At 63.8% G+C, this 18,397-nt stretch carries 15 protein-coding genes and 3 pseudogenes; 5 read left to right on the forward strand and 13 right to left on the reverse strand.

Annotation, left to right across the window (positions count from 1 at the left end):
- Window positions 1-901, forward strand: a 901-nt coding sequence (locus MAXJ12_RS18075) for an FAD-binding oxidoreductase (protein ID WP_008837382.1), incomplete at its 5' end; no start/stop codon positions are given.
- A gap of 370 nt (window positions 902-1,271) precedes the next feature.
- Here the strand turns inward: MAXJ12_RS18075 and MAXJ12_RS18080 are convergent.
- Window positions 1,272-2,207, reverse strand: a pseudogene (locus MAXJ12_RS18080) (LysR family transcriptional regulator).
- A gap of 115 nt (window positions 2,208-2,322) precedes the next feature.
- On the opposite strand from MAXJ12_RS18080, the pseudogene MAXJ12_RS18085 reads away from it, so the two are divergent.
- Window positions 2,323-2,951: pseudogene (locus MAXJ12_RS18085) on the forward strand (FMN-dependent NADH-azoreductase).
- 123 nt (window positions 2,952-3,074) lie between these two features.
- Here MAXJ12_RS18085 and MAXJ12_RS18090 read toward each other — a convergent pair.
- From MAXJ12_RS18090 to MAXJ12_RS18140, 11 genes are all read right to left on the reverse strand, one after another.
- Window positions 3,075-3,509, reverse strand: a complete 435-nt coding sequence (locus MAXJ12_RS18090; RefSeq protein ID WP_008837387.1) for a GlcG/HbpS family heme-binding protein — start codon at window positions 3,507-3,509, stop codon at window positions 3,075-3,077.
- A gap of 80 nt (window positions 3,510-3,589) precedes the next feature.
- Window positions 3,590-4,408, reverse strand: coding sequence for an SDR family oxidoreductase (locus MAXJ12_RS18095; protein WP_008837388.1), 819 nt, complete (start codon window positions 4,406-4,408; stop codon window positions 3,590-3,592).
- Between the two features lie 131 nt (window positions 4,409-4,539).
- On the reverse strand, window positions 4,540-5,430 hold the full coding sequence (locus MAXJ12_RS18100; RefSeq protein WP_008837389.1) for a helix-turn-helix domain-containing protein: 891 nt from the start codon (window positions 5,428-5,430) through the stop codon (window positions 4,540-4,542).
- 117 nt (window positions 5,431-5,547) lie between these two features.
- Entirely contained in the window at window positions 5,548-6,396 is an 849-nt protein-coding gene (locus MAXJ12_RS18105; protein ID WP_008837390.1) for an oxidoreductase, read from the reverse strand.
- Window positions 6,397-6,753: 357 nt separating this feature from the next.
- On the reverse strand, window positions 6,754-8,301 hold the full coding sequence (locus MAXJ12_RS18110; RefSeq protein WP_008837391.1) for a VOC family protein: 1,548 nt from the start codon (window positions 8,299-8,301) through the stop codon (window positions 6,754-6,756).
- 138 nt (window positions 8,302-8,439) lie between these two features.
- On the reverse strand, window positions 8,440-10,053 hold the full coding sequence (locus tag MAXJ12_RS18115) for an MFS transporter (RefSeq protein WP_008837392.1): 1,614 nt from the start codon (window positions 10,051-10,053) through the stop codon (window positions 8,440-8,442).
- Window positions 10,053-10,541 carry a DoxX family protein gene (locus MAXJ12_RS18120; protein WP_157999640.1) on the reverse strand — a complete coding sequence of 163 codons (489 nt, stop codon included), beginning with the start codon at window positions 10,539-10,541 and terminating at the stop codon, window positions 10,053-10,055. The genes MAXJ12_RS18115 and MAXJ12_RS18120 overlap by 1 nt, the downstream gene beginning before the upstream one ends.
- Window positions 10,526-12,430 carry an amidohydrolase gene (locus tag MAXJ12_RS18125; RefSeq protein WP_050898846.1) on the reverse strand — a complete coding sequence of 635 codons (1,905 nt, stop codon included), beginning with the start codon at window positions 12,428-12,430 and terminating at the stop codon, window positions 10,526-10,528. Before MAXJ12_RS18125 ends, MAXJ12_RS18120 begins: the two co-directional genes overlap by 16 nt.
- Window positions 12,431-12,483: 53 nt before the next feature.
- The gene (locus MAXJ12_RS18130; protein WP_008837395.1) at window positions 12,484-12,756 is read right to left on the reverse strand and encodes a XapX domain-containing protein; all 273 of its coding nucleotides are present in this window, start codon (window positions 12,754-12,756) and stop codon (window positions 12,484-12,486) included.
- A 63-nt stretch (window positions 12,757-12,819) separates the two neighbouring features.
- On the reverse strand, window positions 12,820-13,644 hold the full coding sequence (locus MAXJ12_RS18135; RefSeq protein WP_008837396.1) for an alpha/beta fold hydrolase: 825 nt from the start codon (window positions 13,642-13,644) through the stop codon (window positions 12,820-12,822).
- Window positions 13,645-13,699: 55 nt separating this feature from the next.
- Window positions 13,700-14,359, reverse strand: coding sequence for a hydrolase (locus MAXJ12_RS18140; RefSeq protein WP_008837397.1), 660 nt, complete (start codon window positions 14,357-14,359; stop codon window positions 13,700-13,702).
- Between the two features lie 92 nt (window positions 14,360-14,451).
- Between MAXJ12_RS18140 and MAXJ12_RS18145 the strand changes: the two genes are divergently transcribed.
- A complete protein-coding gene (locus MAXJ12_RS18145) occupies window positions 14,452-14,817 on the forward strand; it encodes a winged helix-turn-helix transcriptional regulator (protein WP_008837398.1) in 366 nt (121 codons plus the stop codon).
- A 774-nt stretch (window positions 14,818-15,591) separates the two neighbouring features.
- On the opposite strand, the gene MAXJ12_RS38880 is transcribed toward MAXJ12_RS18145, so the two are convergent.
- Window positions 15,592-16,638: a hypothetical protein gene (locus MAXJ12_RS38880; protein WP_008837399.1), complete on the reverse strand. Its 1,047-nt coding sequence runs from the start codon at window positions 16,636-16,638 to the stop codon at window positions 15,592-15,594.
- Between the two features lie 184 nt (window positions 16,639-16,822).
- Between MAXJ12_RS38880 and MAXJ12_RS38885 the strand changes: the two are divergent.
- Both MAXJ12_RS38885 and MAXJ12_RS37685 read left to right on the forward strand, forming a co-directional pair.
- A pseudogene (locus MAXJ12_RS38885) lies at window positions 16,823-16,993 on the forward strand (IS3 family transposase); the annotation flags it as partial.
- A gap of 1,190 nt (window positions 16,994-18,183) precedes the next feature.
- Window positions 18,184-18,330, forward strand: a complete 147-nt coding sequence (locus MAXJ12_RS37685) for a hypothetical protein (protein WP_008837402.1) — start codon at window positions 18,184-18,186, stop codon at window positions 18,328-18,330.
- The last annotated feature ends 67 nt before the right edge of the window (window positions 18,331-18,397 follow it).

An 18,397-nucleotide genomic window follows, 5' to 3' on the forward strand; every position in this document is an offset into this window, starting at 1 on the left:
CGAGGACGAGCACCCCGACCTGTTCTGGGCGTTGCGCGGCGGCGGCGGCAACTTCGGCGTGGTCACCTCGTTCGAGTTCCGCCTCCACCCCGTCGGGCCCACCGTTCTGGCCGGGCCCATCCTCTGGGACGCGAGCGACGCCGGGGAGGTCCTCCGTTTCTACCGCGACTTCATCCGCGACGCTCCCGACGAGCTCGGCACGGTCGTAAAATTCTGCACCGTGCCGCCTCTATCGGTCATCCCCGAGGAACTGCACTGGCGCCCGGTGGTGATGGTGGGCGCGTGCTACGCCGGACCGATCGAGGACGGTGAGAAGGCGCTCCGCCCGCTCCGCGCATTTCGGACTCCCCTCCTCGATCTGGCCGGGCCCAAGCCGTACGTTGTATTCCAGAGCGCGCTCGACTCGACCGTCCTCCACGGCTGGAACTACTACTGGAAGGCCACCCACCTCCCCGCGCTCCGCGACGACCTCATCGACGTGATCGCCGGGCACGCGTTCTCTTGCTCGTCGCCGCGGTCGTATGTGGCAATGTTCCATCTGAAGGGGGCAGTGAGCCGAGTGGCCGAGGGCGCGACGGCGTTCGGGAACCGGCAAGCGTCGCACGCGATCATCGTCCACGCTGCGTGGCGGCCCGGCGAGGACTTCGGCGACCGAGAGCCGGCCTGGACGAGGGGGTTCCTCGCCGCCCTTGGCCGCTTCCGCGAAGGCGTCTACGTCAATTTCCTCGGCGGCGACGAAGACCCGGGCCGGGTCCGCGAGGCGTACGGCGACTCCGTCTTTGACCGGCTGGCTGACGTGAAGTCCTCGTACGACCCCGACAACGTCTTCCACCATAACCAGAACATCCGCCCGGGGCTGAGTGCCGGTGTGAGCGGTTCCGACGGCGCGGGCGATACTTGATAAATTTGGGGTGGTGTTGGATGGATGCACGCTCCCGGAGGCGCCTGGGCGAGTGCATAACCGGCGGCAGTGAAAGACCGGTATCGGCGCATCTTCCCAGTTGAGCATAGGCCTGGGGAACTTCCGTTCACCACCCAACCAAGCCGTTCGACCCGCGCTGGCAGTTGCTGCGTAGGCGAGGTCCGCATCGCCTCGATCGCGCCATTTCCGGTCATTCGTAGCGCTTCTTCAAACCTGACGTTCGCGCTTCGGCCAGTATCGACCCTTGAACGAATCCGCTCGCGTGGGAGAGCGCGGGTTTCGGAGCTTGACGTTCATCGCTCATCGGAACTTCAATGATGTTCCGCCAATGATACTCCGCAGGTGGGCCTCAGGGGGATCGAGAGCGGGCGTTCACCTTCATCAGGCACCGATCCCAATGAGGTTCGCCGCCGAAGCGCTCGACGAGCGTATCGATCAGAACCCTCACCTTGCCCGGCACGTTGGCCCCCGGCGGACGCACGACGTAGATGCCATAGTCCGGAGTCGGATAGTCGAGCAGGAGCGGCTCAAGAGCGCCGCTCTCAATCGCGTCTGCCAGGAGAAACGTTGGCGCTTCCGCGATGCCCAGTCCTGCCATAGCTCAACCAACGATCGCCTCGCCGCTGTCGGACCGTAGACGGCCTGTCGGTCGAACCGAGGTCCACCGCTTGCCCGACCGAAATTTCCAGTCGGCACCTGTGCGGCCTGCATAGATCAGGCATTCGTGCGCCGTAAGGTCGGCCGGCGTGGCCGGTCGCCCGTTGCGGGCGAGATAGTCCGGACTTGCGACTAACAGAGATCGGACCGGGCCAATCCGGCGGGCCACGAGGCTCAAATCCTGGAGCATTCCGATTCGGATCGCGGCATCGAAGCGTTCGCCAATCAGATCGACGATTCGGTCGCCGAACGACACGTCCATCTCGAGCCTCGGGTGGCGCTTGGCCAGGTCCGCCAGTACAGGCGCGACGTGGTGCACGCCGAAGGAAAGCGGCGCCGACAAGCGCAGGCGCCCGACCACCTGGCCGCTATGCTGGGCGACGGCTTCGCGCGCTTCGTCAAACTCCGCAAGGATCCGCTCGCTTCGTGCCTTGAACTCCAGCCCCGCTTCCGTCGGGCTGATGCCGCGCGTCGTCCGGCTCAGCAGCCGTGTGCCGAGATCAGCTTCCATCCTGGCGATCCTCCGGCTGACGATCGACTTCGAGAGCCCCAGCCGCGTCGCGGCGCGGTTAAAGCCACCGCTTTCCACGACCTCCACAAAGCATCGCATATCGCCCAGCTCGATCATGATGGTGTTCCTCCAAGGGCAACAGATTGATGCTTATTTCGGGTGTACTGGTGCGCACACCGCACCACTACCTTGCTTCCATCGCATTGACCAGAAGCCCAGGAGTGTCCACCTCATGTCCACGATCCTCGTCCTCATCAGCAGCGCGCTCGGCGAAGCATCCGTTTCCAATCAGCTCGTGCATGACGCCGTCGCGCAACTGCGTTTGCAGGATCCCGCCCTCCAAGTCATCGCGCATGACCTCGGCAGCAGCCCGATCCCTCACCTGAACTTCGATTCCGCCACCGCGATACGCGGCGCCGAACCGGCGAACGCCGAGCAAGCGGCCGCCCGGGCACTTTCGGATGAACTCATCGATGAACTGAGGGCTGCGGACACCATCGTCATCGGCGCGCCCATGTACAATTTCGGCATGGCGTCGACCCTGAAGGCCTGGTTCGACCACGTGCTGCGGGCGGGCGTTACATTCAGCTACAGCGAGGCAGGGCCGGAGGCCTGCTCACCGGCAAACGCGCAATCGTCGTCGTGACGCGGGGCGGCCTCTACAGCGAAGGTCCGGCGCAGGTGATGGATTCCCAGGAGCCGCATCTGCGCAGTCTCCTTGGCTTCATCGGAATCACCGATGTCACTTTCGTCCGGGCGGAGAAGCTGGCCTTTGGGCCGGAAGCCCGAGATCAGGCCATCGAGGCAGCACGCGCACAGCTTGCACAGACGGTCCGGGACCAATATCTCCAAGCGGCTTGACGTTCTCACGCAACTCTGGGGGTTGCTATGGCGGGCCGATCATTGGAAGTGATCGGTTCCGACTACGGGTCGGCGTCGGTGAAGAACGATGCGGCCGGCTGCCTTGCGCCTCGTCCGCGACCTTCAGTTCGCCTGCGGTTGCTCTTGGAAGCCGCCGGCCGCGAGGGCCGTGATGGCGGCTTCCGCCACCTGATAGTCCTGGGCGACCGCGCCGCCCGACACGCCGATCGCACCGATCAACCTGCCTTCGCCGTCGCGTACCGGAATGCCCCCGGCAAAGACGATCAGCCCACCATTGGTGCGGTCGAAGCCCGGCGAGGTACCGCCCGGTTTCACGAACTCGTAAAGCGCCTCCGTGTTGAAACCGAACAGCGCGGCGGTGCGTGCCTTGTTCTGCGCGATGTCGGCCGAGCCGAGAAATGCGCCGTCCATCCGGACGAAGGCCTTCATGTTGGCGCCGTCGTCATAGACGGCGATGTTCATGGGGACCCCGATCGCAGTAGCTTCGCGGACGGCGGCGGCGATGGCGATGTCCGCCTGAAGGTGTGTGATGCTCATTGGAGTTTCCTTTGCTCGAATGCGAGGGAGAGTGCCGGCCGCGGTATAACGAGAGGGCGTACCGCGGCCGAGCGGGAGTGTCAGATCCGGTTCTCCCAGGCCTGGAGCTGATGCTGCTTCAGCATATCCTCGATCACCTGCGGCACGACGTTGCGGAATTTGCCCTCGTCCGCCGGGACGATCTCGATCATGCGGTCGATCATTTCCTTGGGGTCCAGGCGGCCTTCGGGCGTCGCGAAGAAATCGTCGAAGCCCTTGCGGAGGTCGGCGCGCTTGGTGAAGTTGACGTCATCGTCGAGCCAGCGGAACGGGTTGTCCGCCATCGTCTCGTTGTAGCCGGTGTAATAGGCACCTGGGTTGATCGTCTGAACCTTGATCCCATAGGCGACCAGTTCCTGCTGAAGCGCCTCCGCGACCGACTCCAGCGCATGCTTGGTCGAGACATAGGTACCCCAGTTGGCTGGTGTGAACAGGCCGCCCATCGAGGAGGTGAACACCACCTTCTTGCCGTGACTCTTGCCCTCGCGCACCCAGCGCTGGACCACGCCCTGCGTTAGTTGCAGCGGCAGGAACACGTTGATCTCGAAGTTTTTGCGCACGAGTTCGAGCGGGATTTCCCAGACTGGGCCGGCCTCGCCCATGCCGGCATTGTTCCAGAGGATGTCGAAGTCCCAGGCCAGCGCCTGCTTGATGTCGTAGGGATCGGTGAGATCCAGGCGATAGACCTTGATGCGGTCGCTGAGTCCGAGCGCCTCGATTTCCTCGCGCAGCGGGGTCACCTGCGAGGAGACATGGACGGTGGCGATGATGTCATGGCCATTCTTCGCCATGCCGATCGCGGCGCCCTTGCCGAAGCCGCCCGCGGCCCCGGTGATGAGAATGGTCTTCTTGGTCGTCATTGTCGTTACTCCCCTTACTTGTCGGCGCGGGGATCGCGTCCGATGACGTGGGAGTAGCCGACGACGCCGCAGCGCACCTTTCGCGCTTTGCGGCGACTGTCGCGATCTTGCGGTGGCGCGACGAAAGATTGCTACAGTTGATGGCGAAATGCGCTGGGCGTGACGCCAGTGATCTTGCGGAAGGCGGCGGCGAAGGAGGATGGCGTCTCGTAGCCGACGGCGAGCGCGATCTCGGTTACCGGCAGCTCGGGATGGGCGAGGAGTTGGCGTGCGCGTTCGATCCGCAGGTTCACCAGCCACGCATGCGGCGTGCTGCCGGTCGCTTGCCGGAAGGCGGTGCAGAAATGGAAGCGGCTGAGCCCGGCGAGCGCGGCGAGTTCGTCGAGGCCGATCGGTTCGTCAAGATGCTCGCGCATGTAACCCGCCACCTTGCGCACCTGCCAGTCGGCGAGGCCGCGACGGGCGGGCGGCTCAATCGCGCCGAAGGACGAGTGGCCGCGCACAAGCTGTGTGACGAGCAGGTCGGTCGCCTGTTCGACGAACAGCCGCGCAGCGGGGTCGGTGGCGGCGGCGGCGTCGCGTCCAAGCAGCTCCATCACGCGCGCGGCAACCGGATCCTCGAAGCCGACGCGGCCGAGCAGTTCGACCGGGCGGCCGCCGTTCAGTTGCTCGGCACTGGCGGCGAGTCGCTCGTGGGACAGGAATACATGGCTGACACCGATCGGGCCCGCAATGTCCCACCGGCCCTCGTGTCCCTCGGGAATGATCGTGATGGTTCCGGAGCGGGTGGCGCCCGCCAGCCGCTCCTTGCCGACGCGCCAGACGATATCCTGCGGCTCGCCATAATAGGTGATGATGACATGGCCCTGCATGCCATGCAGGTAGTCGTGCAACTCACCATGGCCCCAGGGTGCAGTAAGGCGCGTGTCGCCGCGCAGCGCCGCATCGGCGACCGGCGGGGCGCGATCGAGAATGCGTGCGAGCGCATCGGGCGCATAGCCGAAAGCTGCTGCACTGCTCAAGCGGGCCGGTCTCCGACGATCATTGCGGAGCGGTAGCTTACTCTAAATCGGCAATGGGCGGCAACCGGAAGCCCGGTGCCGCCCCGGTGGTTGACCCGGCCGAACCGGCAAGCGGCATCAGACCGCTGTTGCCGTGTCGTGGGGAAAGTCGGTCGAGATCGACACCGCGCGCCACTCGCGCAGAATCGCCGCATCCGACGCGTGCTTTGCCTCGATCACAGCAACGGTGTCGCTGCCGAGCGGCAGGCGGACCGGCGGATTGGATGCCTCTGCGAAATCGACGAGCACGCGTGCGAGCCGGTCGGGATCGCCCGGCTGACCATGGTTGAGATCCACGGCGCGAGTGCGCACTGCACCCGCGGTGCCGTTATAGTCGGCGATGCCGTTTGGGCTTACCGACAGCGACGATGCGTCGAGGAAGTCGGTGCGGAAGTAACCCGGCTCGACCGCCGTCACATAAATGCCGAGCGGCGCGAGTTCGGCATGAAGCGCTTCAGACAGCCCCTCAACTGCGAACTTGGTCGAGGAATAAACACCGAATCCCGCCGCACCGCGATAGCCGCCGATGGACGAGATATTGAGGATGCGGCCCGAACGGCGCGAGCGCATGTGAGGAAGTATGGCGCGGGTGACGTTGAGCAGACCAAACACGTTGGTGCGATAGACGCGATCAACCTCATTCGCGCTCGCCTCCTCCACGGCGCCGAGCAAGCCGAAGCCGGCATTGTTGAGCAGCACGTCGATCTGGCCGAAGCGCGCAACGGCGGCCGCGGCGGCGGCGCGGGCCTGCGTTTCGTCGGTGACGTCGAGTGGGAGGGCTAGCAGGTTGGCATTGGCGCCGAGCGCATCGGCCACAGCCTCGGCGCGGCGCGCGGTCGCTACGACATTATCTCCGCGCTCGAGCGCGAGGCGGGCAATGCGCAGGCCGAATCCGCGGGAGGCGCCGGTGATGAACCAGGTCTTCATGAGGTCTTGCTCCTTCTTGCGGCCCGATTGCCGCCGGGAAGGACTTATGCTTCAACGCCCAATTTGACCGTCCGCAGGTTTCGACCACTGTCGCGATCTTGCGATTTCGGTGTGCTGCGTCCCGCTTAGCCGTCGTCCGACCGCTCAGCGGACAGACGGCGATTGGATGTCACACCGACAAGGAAGAGTGGAGCAGTTTTCGCGTGCCGATATCGGGAGCCTAGCCGAAGGCCAGGACGATGGCTGCTCGCCGCCCAGGAAACCAGCGAGCGCGGGGAACAAAACGAGCGCCAGCACCATCCGTCTTCGACGATAACCGTGGCGTGGTGCCCTCCTGCGCAAAAGCGCAGAATCCGGCTATCCACGCGCCAGCCAGTTTGTCGCCTCCTTTATATCCTCGGCGCCAAGTTCGTGGCCGCTGCCGGCTGTTCGCGCGTCAACTCTTGCGCCGCTCGCTCGCAGGGCCTGTTCGAGTAAAGGCGCAAGGTGTCCGTATGGACCCGTGGCGCCGGAGATCATCAGAATGTCGGCATCCGAGCGACCGGCGTCCTGGACATTCTCCAGGACCGAGACTGCGCGCAGCAGGATGGCCTTCCTCGCCAGATGCGGATGAAGCAACATAAAAGCGGCGAGCAAGTTGGCGCCATTGGAGTAGCCGAGGAAAATCGTGCGCGTGGGGTCAAGACCGTAGGCCGCATTCGCGCCTTCCACGAACGCCTCGAAAGCTTGTGCCTCGAAGCGGATATCCTCCTGATCGAAAGCCGTCGCCGAAAAGCGGCGGAACCAGCGCCGTACGCCTTCCTCCGTGCTGCGGCCGCGCACGCCGAGCAATGTTGCGCGCGGTGAGAGTTTGCGGCCGACCGGCATCAGGTCCGTCTCGTCGCCGCCCGTTCCGTGCAACAGCACCAACGTGCTGCCATCCGGGTCGTCGGGCGTGTGGAAGCGATGGACAAACGGCAGCTCGCGATAGATGACACGCGCTTCTCCCGGCATCGCGAACTGCGGCAACATCACCCGGATGTCATCGGCGCGGTCAGCGTCGGAAGGCGGTATGAAGAGCTGCGATCCCAAGGTCTCCAAAGGCTCATCGACAGTGAAGCCCGGCCCATCGGTTGCTAGTTCCAGCAAGGTTCCGCCTGGCTCCCTGACATAAAGCGAGGTGAAATATTTCCGGTCATGGATGGTCGTCACAGTCGAATTGAGGCGCATCAGTTCGCCCTCGACTGCTGCGACCTGCCGGGCATCCTGTGCACGGAAGGCGATATGGTCGGCGCTTCCTGTGCCGGCCAGGCCGGGCCAAAAACCCGAGGCGTCGCGAACATCGACGACGTCGCCTGCATCCGAAACGAGCCGGGCTATTGCGGCGCTCTCCGAATGAGGGTGGTAACCGAAATGGCGTCGTATGAAATTGGTGGTCTGCTCGGGAGCCTCGGACAGGATGGTCGCCCCACGGACGCGTCTGACGGTATGCTCTGCGGGAATGTCCGTTCCCGCCCATGGCGCTGCCGCCAGCAGGTTCGCCCCGATGAGCTTCAGGCTGATACCATCGGGGTCGCGAAGGCGAAGCACTGGCTCGCCGAATTGCTTAAAAGGGCCTTCAGCCTGCAGGTCGAAATTCAGCGCCCGTGTCAGCCAAAAGCCGATGCTTTCCGGCGCTATGGCGAACGCTATTTCGCTGACCTGGCCATGCCCGACGCGTCCGGGTGAGCCGTTCTCCCAGACGAGGAAAGTGACCAGCGATCCTGGCGATCCCAAGGCGTCGCCATAGATCAGGTGCAGTTGTTTCGCGTCTTCAAATCCGCCAGTCCGCTTGACGATACGCAAACCAAGAAAGCCGGCATAAAAATCGACATTGGCCTGCACGTTCCGGGTGATCAGGGTGATGTGATGAATGCCGCTCGTCATCGAGCCTCCTTGCACGGCGAGTTCCGTATGCAGTGTTATCCGACGACCGACTATTGCGAGAGTTGGTCAGCCGGACGGGCACGCTGACTGGAAGGACTCTTGGTGTCCAGATAGAGGCCCATGCCTGGACGGCATCAGTCACTGTTGCCGTTTTGAGCCAGATGTCTCAAGGGCCAGGTAGTGCCCGACTCGCGGTGGCTCCGAACCCATGTGATACTTCAGCGCCTGGCTCTGCAAATCGGCACCGGCCCTGGATACCCGCTTGTGCTGGCGCAAATGCTCGGCCCACGACTCGACCATGAACCATTCCACGATCCGTTCCGGGTCGGCCGCGTCTTCAGTCACGCCCCAGTTGTAGGCGCCATCACGCCGCCGTTCTCCCGCCAACCGCCCCAGGACGGCGAGAAAGTCCATCCGGTCCTTTTTGGCGACGCGGTATTCGATCAGGATAAGCACCGGCCCGCGGTCATGTGCCACCGGCTCGGCCGTCAGCGGCTCCGGCCAGTGGTTGGAGGCGACCAGATCCTCCTCGCCGGCGGGCAGTTTGACGGTGTGGAGAGCGACGGCAACGATGGCCAAGCCGACGGCGCCCACCACAAGCGTTGCCGGAATGCCGAACTGCTGCGCGACGAGCCCCCAGCCCAGACTGCCGCCCGCCATGGCGCCGTTGAAGACCGTCAGATATACGGCCAGCCCGCGGCCGCGCACCCAGTTGGGCAGGATCGCCTGCGCCACTCCGTTCAAGGTGGTCAGTGCGACGATCCATGCCATACCGAGCAGTAGCAAAGCGAAGATTGCCGCCCATTTCGGAGGCGCGAACGAAAGCATGGCCATAACCGACGCGGTAGCGAGTGACGCACCGAGCAACAACGCATCCGCGTCGAATCGCTGCCTCAGTCGCGGCAGAACCAGCGCGCCGGCGATGGCGCCGACGCCGACGGCGCCGAGCAGGATGCCGTAGAAGCCGGCATCGCCGTCAAGCAGGTTTCGGGCGACCAACGGCAGCAGCGCCCAGACGGCGCTGGCAAAGGCGAAGAAAACCACGGCCCGGTAAAGCACGATATGCAGCGGGCGGCTGGCGCGCGTGTAGCGCAGCCCAGCGCGGAAGGCACCGAGAAAATGCTCCGAAAGGGCGTCGTCAGCATCTGGTGCACGCCGCCACCACAATAGGGCGGCAATGACAACGACGTAGCTCAGGACGTCGACGCCATAGGTAAATGCGGCGCCGAAAGCGACGAGCAGCAGGCCGCCAGCGGCCGGACCGATGGAACGCGCAATGTTGATGCCAAGCGAGTTGAGCGCAACCGCGTTCTTCAGGTCAGGCCTGGGCACGAGTTCCGGGACGATAGACTGCCAGGTCGGTCCCATAAGGGCCGCGCCTATACCGCCAGCGAAAGTGAGCGCAATCAGGGAACTCACCGTCAGCAGGCCCGCATGAGACAAGACCATAAGCGCTCCGCTCACCAAAGCGAGCATAAGCTGGATGGCGATCAGCAGCTTTCGGCGGTCCAGGATGTCCGATAGCACGCCGGCTGGGATGGCAAGCAGGAAGATCGGCAGTGTGCCCGCCGCCTGCACCATGGCGACTGCCGCCGGAGAAGCCGACAGATCGGTGACCAGCCATGAACTGGCGACGTCGCGCATGAAGCTGCCGGTATTGCCGAGCACCGTCGCCGCCCACAGCACGGCAAAGACCGGTCGCTTGAGCGGGGAGAACGCAGAGCCGCTCGGCTTATTGGGAATTGCTTTCATCAGTCTTGGGTCCGCGCGGGTTTGAGCGTCAGGATCGCGAGCAGCACCAGTCCGCCAACGATCGAGACATGCTCGAAGAAGATGTTGCGGTGGAGAAACTGCTCTGCCTTAGGTTTCAGCCAAAAGGCGTGAGCGCTGAGCGTAGCGATTGTTGTGAAGCCGGCCAACGCAAGAGCGCCAATCCAGGCAAAGCGTCCGCCGGCGATCAACAGCACCGAGCCGCCGAGCTGCGTCAGGATCACCAGGACAGCAACCAAGGCCGCCGGTTCAAGTCCGGTCAGTCCGCGCACTTCGGCGATTGAACCTTCGAAATCGAGAATCTTCGCGACGCCGCTTGTCAAGAATGGCACGGCGACGGCAAAGCGCGCTGCGGCCTCTAACCATCGCGCCCCCAAGATACGCTCGGCCACGGATTGCACGTCAGTCGGGCCGGCTTGTGACATGGAGACCAATCCTCGATGGATTTTCAAAGTCAGAACGCCCAGCAAGAGCAGCCGAGCGCGCCCCAGAAGGCGCCTTCGTCGCTGGCCGGCGCGGGTGCGCCGAGCGCACGCGCATGGTTGTGTCCATGGACGTTGCAGGCGCTGGAACATCCGCAGCCGACAAACGCGTATTTCGCCGCGCCGGTGTCGGCGCGTTTCTGATAGCCGCCGAACGTGCGGACTGGCGACCAGTCCGGCATTGCGGGCGGCAGCTCGGGCGCGAGATCGGCAAAATCGCCGGAACCGTGCACCACTTTGCCGCCGAGCAAGGTGAGAACGCTCTCGATGTCCTGGATCTCGTCCTCCGGAACTGAAAAATAGTCGCGATCGAGCACGACCAGATCGGCAAGCTGCCCTGCCGCGATCTGCCCCTTCTTGCCCTGTTCGGTGGAGAACCAGGTGTTAGCATCCGTCCAGAGCCTTAGCGCCGTCTCGCGGTCGAGCAAGCTACGCTGAGGATAGAGCTTCAATCCGCCCAGCGTCCGACCCGTTACCAGCCAGGCAAGCGATACCCAGGGGTTGTAGCTTGCCACCCGTGTCGCGTCCGTCCCGGCGCCGACCGGCACGCCGGCTTCGAGCATCCTTGCAACCGGCGGCGTACGCTCGGCCGCCTTGGCGCCGTAGCGCTCCACGAAATCCTCGCCCTGGAACATCATGCGGTGCTGCACGGCGATACCGCCGCCGAGTGCCGCGATCCGGTCGATGTTTTTGTCCGAGATCGTCTCGGCGTGATCGAAGAACCAGTTCAGGCCCTGGAGCGGAACATCCTTGTTCACCTTTTCAAACACGTCCAGGGCGCGGGTGATGGTCTCGTCATAGGTCGCATGTAGCCGCCACGGCCAGCGGTTTTCTGCAAGCAGCCGCACGACCGGCTCCAGGTCCTGCTCCATCGACGGCGGCATGTCCGGTCGCTCGAAGCGGAAGTCTTCGAAATCCGCGGCGGAATAGACCAGCATCTCGCCGGCGCCGTTGTGTCGGTAAAGATCGTCGCCCTGGCCGGGCGAGACCTGCTTGGCCCAGCCTGCGAAATCGGCGAGTTCCTGCTTGGGCTTCTGTGTAAAGAGATTGTAGGCGAGCCTGAGTGTCATCTCGCCGTCTTCGTGCAGCTTCTCGATGACGGCGTAGTCGTCGGGATAATTCTGGAAGCCACCGCCGGCATCGATGATCGAGGTGACGCCCAACCGGTTCATCTCGCGCATGAAATGGCGCGTCGAGTTGAGCTGATACTCCGGTGGCAGCTTCGGACCCTTGGCGAGCGTTGAATAGAGGATGTTGGCGTTGGGACGTGCGAGCAGCAGGCCCGTAGGATTGCCCGCGCCGTCGCGCTGGATCTCGCCGCCGGGCGGATTCGGTGTTTCCTTGGTGTAGCCAACAGCGCGCAGCGCGGCGCTGTTCAGCAGCGCCCGATCGTAAAGATGGAGGATGAACACCGGCGTGTCGGGCGAGACGGCATTGATCTCGTCCAGCGTGGGCAGCCGTTTTTCGGCGAATTGATACTCGGTGAAGCCGCCGACCACGCGCACCCATTGCGGCGGTGGCGTGACTGCCACCTGTCGCTTCAGCATCTCCATGGCTTGGCTGAGGGACCGCACGCCATCCCAGCGCAATTCCATATTGTAGTTCAGCCCGCCGCGGATGATATGCATGTGGCTGTCGATCAGGCCGGGGATCGCACGACGTCCGCCGAGGTCGATCACCTGCGTAGCCGGCCCGGCCAGCGCCCGCATGTCCTGCTCGGTTCCCGCGCCCACGAACTTGCCGTCCGAGATCGCCACCGCTTGCGGGTTCGGGTTGCTGCGGTCGAGCGTCGAAAAGCGGCCGTTGATCAAGATCACATCTGCATTCATCGAAGGCTCCGTCTGGGCGGAAGACCGACAAACGGACCCGCCAATCATGGCTGAAGCGCCGAGCGCCGCCGCTCCAGCATTGAGAGTTCGGCGGGTCAGGGTCACGTCGGCGCCTCCGTACGCTGCGGGGATGAACGCGGCCCCGAGGGCAATTCACCGAGCATATGCGGGGCGCATTCCGAAGAAAGCCACGATGTGTTCACCGGCTCACCCGAAAGCAGTCGCTTGGCGACCGGCACGACCTGCTCGCCGATCAAGATGCCGAGCAAGCCCACCAGCGCCACGATCGGCGGCGCTGGCGAGCGCACATTGAGCAGTGCGTAGATGACGCCGACGAGCACGCCGACCCCCAACGAGATGAGATAAAGCTTCATCGTGTTCCTCGACGTCTGTTGGCGTAATTGGCCGGAGTTAATCAATCTCGGCGGGTGGTCCGCTCAGCCACGCACGAACGCCAGCAGATCCGGATTAACGATATCGGGATGTGTGGTACACATGCCGTGCGGCAGGCCCTTGTAAACCTTGAGCGTGCCGTGTTTGAGGAGCTTGGCAGCGAGCAGCGCGGAATCCGCGATCGGCACGATCTGGTCGTCGTCGCCATGCATGACCAGCACCGGGATGTCGATCTTTTTCAAATCCTCGGTGAAATCGGTTTCGGAAAACGCCTTGATGCAGTCGTAATGGGCCTTGGTGCCGCCCATCATGCCCTGGCGCCACCAATTGTCGATGACGCCCTGTGAGACTTTCGCGCCGTCGCGGTTGAAGCCGTAGAAGGGTCCGGCAGGCACGTCGACATAGAACTGCGCCCGGTTTGCCACCAATGCCGCGCGGAAGCCGTCGAAGATTTCGAGCGGCAGGCCGCCGGGGTTCTTGTCCGACTTGACCATGATAGGCGGCACGGCGCCAATCAGCACAGCCTTGGCGACTCGGGAAGTGCCATGGCGGCCGAGATAGCGGGCGACTTCGCCGCCACCGGTCGAGTGGCCGATATGCACCGCATCCTTGAGGTCGAGTTCAGCGGCAAGCGCCGCGACGTCATCGGCGTAGGTGTCCATGTCGTTGCCGGTGGCGGTCTGCGTCGAGCGGCCGTGGCCGCGCCGGTCATGCGCGATGACGCGGTAGCCATTGTTCAGGAAGAACAACATCTGGTTGTCCCAGTCGTCGGCGCTGAGCGGCCAACCGTGATGAAAAACGACCGGCTGCCCCGTGCCCCAATCTTTGTAGAAAATCTCAGTGCCGTCTTTCGTGACGATGGTAGGCATGGTTCATGTCCCTCAAAATAAACTCGATTTGATCGATCGCAGCAGGCGAAACAGCTCAGCCCGCCTCGCTGGCGTGTTCGCCAAGCATTGTCTTGGCGTAGATGATGCCGAGACCATAGGCGCCGCCGAATTTCTTGGCGATGCCGGTCGTCAGTTCGTAGGTCTCGCCCCGGGCCCAATCGCGTTGCAGTTCCAGGAGATATTGCAGTGAAGTCATCGGCCGGGCGCCAGCCTGGACCATGCGGTCCATCGCGCGGTTGTGCGCCTCAGCAGAAACGTCACCGCAGGCGTCGGCAATGACATAGACCTCAAAACCCTGGTCGAGGGCAGACAGCGTCGGGCCGACAATGCAAACGCCCGTCCACAGGCCGGCAAAAACAAGCCGGCTCTTGCCGATCTCGTTGACGCTTTTGACGACTGCAGCATCCTCCCAAGTGTTCATCGAGGTGCGGTCGAGCATCGCCTGGTTGGGAAAGGCGTCGGTGATTTCGCTGAACATCGGCCCGGAGAAGCTTTTCTCCGCGACGGTGGTGAGGATGGTCGACACGCCGAAACCGGCGGCGGCGTGGGCGACCAGGGCTGCGTTATTTCTAAGCGTAACGGCGTCGATCGAATGCGTCGCGAATGCCATTTGCGACTGGAAGTCGATCATGACGAGCGTGTGATCATTCGGCGAGATTAAGCCTTTGCCCGGAGTCGGGGTCGCGTTTGGCATCGGTGTTCCTCTGTTCAGGGTTTTTCCAGCTATCCAGGAATGCTAGTTAGTTTGACTCGGAACAGATGAACAGTAGTGACCGCGAGGTTACCATGGACGCAAGAACCCGGGCCGAACGCGACGGCAGCGATGGCGTTGCCGGTTGCCGCCTCGACGACTTTCTGAACTTCCTGGCGCAACGCTGGATGAGCCACGTCGTGTGGACGCTCGCGCAGCATCCCGCGATTCGCTTCGGCGCACTGCGTCGCGCGCTGCCCGGCGAGATCTCCGCCCGTGTGCTTTCAAATCGGCTGAAAGCTCTTGAAGAGGAGGGCTTTGTGGTCCGGCGCGACCTCGGCACTCTGCCTCTTCATGTCGAGTATAGTCTGACCCCGAGGGGGCGGCTGCTCGACGCCGAGCTGCGGCGCGGCGAGGCTCAAATCGGCAGGACGAAAATCGCCGACGCCAAAGAGCGATGACGAGGCTGGATGGCGCGCCTGAGCTACATCACCGCTATCGCAGGCCGATGCCATTGAACGCTCATCGATCCTCCTGCGACCGAGCAGCGCTCTCCGAACGATACGGAACACCGCCGTCCGACCCGCCTGTTCCCGGGAGCAAATCTGAGCCGGGAATGTCCGACTAGGGTCATGATTGCCGGTTCGGTGGAAGTCTGGTTGCAAGACGGGATATCGACGCTGCAATGACCGTGGAGCATAGATGCTGTCATTTCACGCCAGCTTGATTACCACCAGGCGCTCAAAATCATCCTATTCGCACGCCGTAACCGCCTTTTGCCGCACGCATGGATCAAGGGCCTTTCCAGCCTTGAAACAGCTGCGCTATGTGTGGCTGCACGCTACCCGACCAACGAACAGGAGCAAGATTAGAAGATAGACAACACGCACAAGATCGCCCTGCCCTTGGATCGTGTTCATGCGAGAACAATCAAACTGAGTGCTGCGGGTATAGCGAAACTCGATTGGCCCACTTCAGAGCGAATTTCGCCATAAGTTGCTGATATTGAAAGATTTTAGTGGGCCCGGAGGGTGTTCAGAAAGCCAGAAGAATCAGCTGGTTAGAAATTAGTGGGACTTCCCAGTATTCAAATCTTTTCCATTGTGTTTCGATGGTGTTGTCCCACCGGAAAAAGCCTCCTCCATTTTCAAGCCCGACGCATCGGCAGGAATTTTGTGTGTCTCGGCGACGATCTCAAACAAGAGGATCAAAGACAGATTGTCAGTTGGGTTGCCTTATGTCCTGAAGTGCCCCTGAATCCGAGGAGGGCACTGCCCTGTCCAGCAAGGTCGGCGACAAGACCCCCCTTCGATTGAGCTAGTCTCTGGGTTCGCGGCGGTCTGGGGATCGCGCTCAGTCTTCTCCGCGGCAAGTGCCTTCAGACGCGAGAGTCTCTGCCGCCGCCTTGCGGTTACCTGCAGAGCGATCGCCTTCTGTGCGGTTTCGGTTGCAAGGATCAGTCGGGACAGGACATCCTGCGTTGTCTCGGTTTCAGCGCCCGGCGGCTCGGCAATCGTTCCGCCAATGTCGAGAGCGTGCTCCGAATTTCCGCGCTGGTCGAATCGTGCAAAGCTACCGGACGAGGAGGTGCCGGAGTGGGCCACGAAGTCAACCTCGACATAACCGGGCGGCGGGTCGTTCCAGTCCCCGAAGGTGCGGACCGGAATCGACCGGCGCACCGCCGAACTCATTCCGGCGCGACGGCGTTGCCCGCCGCGAGCCACAACACGCATCTGCGACAGGAGCCGATCCATCGTCGCTGCGCTGATCGTCAGCAGCTTGTCGCGAAGCTCGCCATCCACATCAAGCTGGCCATGCCGCGCAAGCGCCGGCAGCAAGACGGGGATCAGCGGCTTCAGTCGTTTCGAGCAGAGGCGGTCGGACGCCTCCCATAACAACACCACCAGAGCCTCTCGAACCTGAGCTCCATAACGGGCGGTATGCCGCCTCTCGGAAGGCGGCTTCGTCTTATGACCGCCGAGCACACGGATCGCGTGCTTGGGGGTGATAGCCGGTGACCGCGACAAACTCATCCAGTATCCGCTGCTTGTCGGACCGGCAGCTTGATGGATAGCGCTCGATAATCGCTTCAGCCAATTCCGCCCGTGTTGCCATGCTGATCCGACTTGCCATCCATCGTCCCCGAGCCAGGATGGCAGACGCTGCATCCCGTTCGGGACCGCGAACCTATCGGTAACATTCAGCGTGAGGCAATGCGGGGTCAAATCCTCACTTCGCTTGACACCAACCTGCCAGGCGGCACTAGCCGCCCGATCAAACATCCAGGCTGGAATCTCCAGCCACCAATCGGATCCCCGACCAGAGAGGCTGCAACGGGAACCTCTCTGCCAGCCTTCTCGACTACCCCATAAATATGAGGCCAAGCTCCCGGCCCACGGATGCCACAGGTAAAAGAGCTCGTGCTCCGCGATCCCATGGGCGTTCTGTCGTCGTGTTGTACAACACGCGCGGCCGCACTCCCAAGTTGCCTGGCAGACACCGGCCCAGTTCGCCACCACCTTCAATCCGCGACGGTCGCTCGCGCTGCGCTATCTGAAAGGCTCCGCGCCAGCGCCCTCGCTTCACACGCCCAGCAGGGCACAACCCCACGCCGGAACCGAACTCAAAACTGGATAGAAACTGGGGGCAACGTCAGCAGCAAGGGGCCGCCGTGATGCGGCCCCTTCTATTGGGCTAACCGCTAAATATGTGGTGTTGGCAGACCACACGCGACGGCAGGCTCCTTAGCGCTGCCGTCTGGTCCAAGCGGGTGTGGCAGCGGGAGGACAGCGACGGCGCACGGTCCAGGCTGGTGTGGCAGCGGGAGGGCACGCCCGATAGCGACACCGCACGGTCCAGGCGGGTGCGGCAGCGGGAGGGCACGCCCGATAGCGACGGCGCCCGGTCCAGGCTGGTGTGGCAGCGGGGGGGGACGCCCCATAGCGGAGGCGCCCGGGCCCGGCGGGGGGGGGAGGGGGGGGGCACGCCCGAAAAGGAAGGCGCCCGGGCCCGGGGGGGGGGGGCGGCGGGGGGGGGGCAGCCCCATAGCGGAGGCGCCCGGGCCCGGGGGGGGGGGGGCAGGGGGGGGGGGCGGCGGGGGGGGGGCAGCCCCATAGCGGAGGCGCCCGGGCCCGGCGGGGGGGGGAGGGGGGGGGCACGCCCGAAAAGGAAGGCGCCCGGGCCCGGGGGGGGGGGGCGGCGGGGGGGGGCGGGGGGGGGGGGGCAGGGGGGGGGGCAGCCCCATAGCGGAGGCGCCCGGGCCCGGCGGGGGGGGGAGGGGGGGGGCACGCCCGAAAAGGAAGGCGCCCGGGCCCGGCGGGGGGGGGCGGGGGGGGGGGGGCAGGGGGGGGGGACGCCCCATAGCGACGGCGCACGGTCCAGGCGGGTGTGCCGACTGGTTGGCGAATGCCACATGTAAATATTGCTCAAACTCGCGGCTAGCAGCCTGCCCCGGCCTTGCCCCTTCCAGCTTCAGCAGCGTTGCCTCGTGCGCATGCCCATTTGAATTTAGCCTGCTCAAATCCATTTCGGTCTCCTAGACTCACGGACATCACATATGCCCGAGCGTGACTGTTACTCGGGCAAGCTTTCGAAAAACTGACAGGCATAGGATGGGCGGCACTCGCGCCGTCCACCCTACGTCAATCGCCGCTATGGCTGCGCGCCGAGCGCATCGAGGATCGCCTGTACGACTTCGGTCATTTTTTCCAGCGCCCGCAGGTACGCCTCCCCGAAGGCCTGCTTGGGACATTTCACCTTCAAGGCCTGGGTTTGCGCAGCGATACGATTCTTGTCACTCTTCGGGAGCCGCAGATCGACGTCGACGGATGCGCGCCCGACTTCCGGTACCGGGCAGCTTCCAGATCGCGGCTGAGGGCGTCCCGGACCTGGTCGCGGCGACCGGCTGCCTGCGCCTCGGCCTCGGCGGCGGCAGCAATCGCGCCGGGCTCGACGACACGCAAGACCCAACTTAAACACCGCGAATTGGAAAGCGCTGGTGTTTCAATGTGTTGAGGGCGTGCGCAGGGTTGTTAGATGGTG

Origin of the sequence: Mesorhizobium alhagi CCNWXJ12-2, from assembly GCF_000236565.1 — a bacterium.
GTDB lineage: Bacteria > Pseudomonadota > Alphaproteobacteria > Rhizobiales > Rhizobiaceae > Allomesorhizobium > Allomesorhizobium alhagi.

Excerpts from the sequence above, each read along its gene's own strand:
- MAXJ12_RS18090 (WP_008837387.1), bottom strand. The coding sequence starts at position 3,509 with ATGAGCATCACACACCTTCAGGCGGACATCGCCATCGCCGCCGCCGTC.
- MAXJ12_RS18095 (WP_008837388.1), bottom strand. The coding sequence starts at position 4,408 with ATGACGACCAAGAAGACCATTCTCATCACCGGGGCCGCGGGCGGCTTC.
- MAXJ12_RS18105 (WP_008837390.1), bottom strand. The coding sequence starts at position 6,396 with ATGAAGACCTGGTTCATCACCGGCGCCTCCCGCGGATTCGGCCTGCGC.
- MAXJ12_RS18110 (WP_008837391.1), bottom strand. The coding sequence starts at position 8,301 with ATGACGAGCGGCATTCATCACATCACCCTGATCACCCGGAACGTGCAG.
- MAXJ12_RS18115 (WP_008837392.1), bottom strand. The coding sequence starts at position 10,053 with ATGAAAGCAATTCCCAATAAGCCGAGCGGCTCTGCGTTCTCCCCGCTC.
- MAXJ12_RS18125 (WP_050898846.1), bottom strand. The coding sequence starts at position 12,430 with ATGATTGGCGGGTCCGTTTGTCGGTCTTCCGCCCAGACGGAGCCTTCG.
- MAXJ12_RS18130 (WP_008837395.1), bottom strand. The coding sequence starts at position 12,756 with ATGAAGCTTTATCTCATCTCGTTGGGGGTCGGCGTGCTCGTCGGCGTC.
- MAXJ12_RS18135 (WP_008837396.1), bottom strand. The coding sequence starts at position 13,644 with ATGCCTACCATCGTCACGAAAGACGGCACTGAGATTTTCTACAAAGAT.
- MAXJ12_RS18140 (WP_008837397.1), bottom strand. The coding sequence starts at position 14,359 with ATGCCAAACGCGACCCCGACTCCGGGCAAAGGCTTAATCTCGCCGAAT.
- MAXJ12_RS18145 (WP_008837398.1), top strand. The coding sequence starts at position 14,452 with ATGGACGCAAGAACCCGGGCCGAACGCGACGGCAGCGATGGCGTTGCC.
- MAXJ12_RS38880 (WP_008837399.1), bottom strand. The coding sequence starts at position 16,638 with ATGTTTGATCGGGCGGCTAGTGCCGCCTGGCAGGTTGGTGTCAAGCGA.
- MAXJ12_RS37685 (WP_008837402.1), top strand. The coding sequence starts at position 18,184 with ATGCGCGCCCGACTTCCGGTACCGGGCAGCTTCCAGATCGCGGCTGAG.